Annotated in this window: 1 protein-coding gene; it reads left to right on the forward strand. The window is 72.7% G+C overall.

What is annotated here, in order from left to right; all coding sequences use genetic code 11:
- Nucleotides 1-42: 42 nt before the first annotated feature.
- On the forward strand, nt 43-638 hold a 596-nt coding region (locus PYR91_RS36330), incomplete at its 3' end, for an AMP-binding protein (protein ID WP_279787566.1).

Consider the following 638-nt stretch of genomic DNA (forward strand, 5'->3'; position numbering starts at 1 on the left):
TCCGGGGGTGAGGTGGTGGTGGGGCCGCCGGGTGAGGTGGATGTGGCGGCGTTGGCCCGGTTGATCGCCGAGGGCGGCGTGAGCGGGTTGTGGGTCACCGCGGGGTTGTTCTCGGTTCTGGCCGAGGAGTTCCCGGGGTGTTTCGCGCGGGTCGGTGAGGTGTGGACCGGGGGCGATGTGGTCTCCCCGGTCGCGGTGCGCCGGGTGTTGCGGGCGTGCCCGGGGGTGCGGGTGGTCAACGGGTACGGGCCGACCGAGGCCACGACGTTCGCGCTGTTCCATCCGGTGGATGAGCTGGACGGCGATGCGGTGGTGGTGCCGGTGGGGCGTCCGCTGGATGGGATGCGGGTGTATGTGCTGGATCGGTTCTTGCAGCCGGTTCCGGTCGGGGTGGTCGGGGAGTTGTACGTGGCCGGGGCGGGGGTGGCGCGGGGGTATGTGGGTCGTGCGGGGCTGACGGCCGAGCGGTTCGTGGCCGAGCCGGGTGGCCCGGCGGGTTCGCGGATGTATCGGACCGGGGATCTGGTGCGCTGGACCCGGGCCGGGGTGGTGGAGTTCGCCGGCCGGGTGGACTCCCAGGTGAAGATCCGCGGGTTCCGGGTCGAACCCGGCGAGGTCGAAGCGGTGCTCGCCGCCCA

The sequence above is a fragment of the Sphaerisporangium sp. TRM90804 genome, assembly GCF_029846175.1.
In the GTDB taxonomy this organism is placed as follows: Bacteria; Actinomycetota; Actinomycetes; order Streptosporangiales; family Streptosporangiaceae; genus Sphaerisporangium.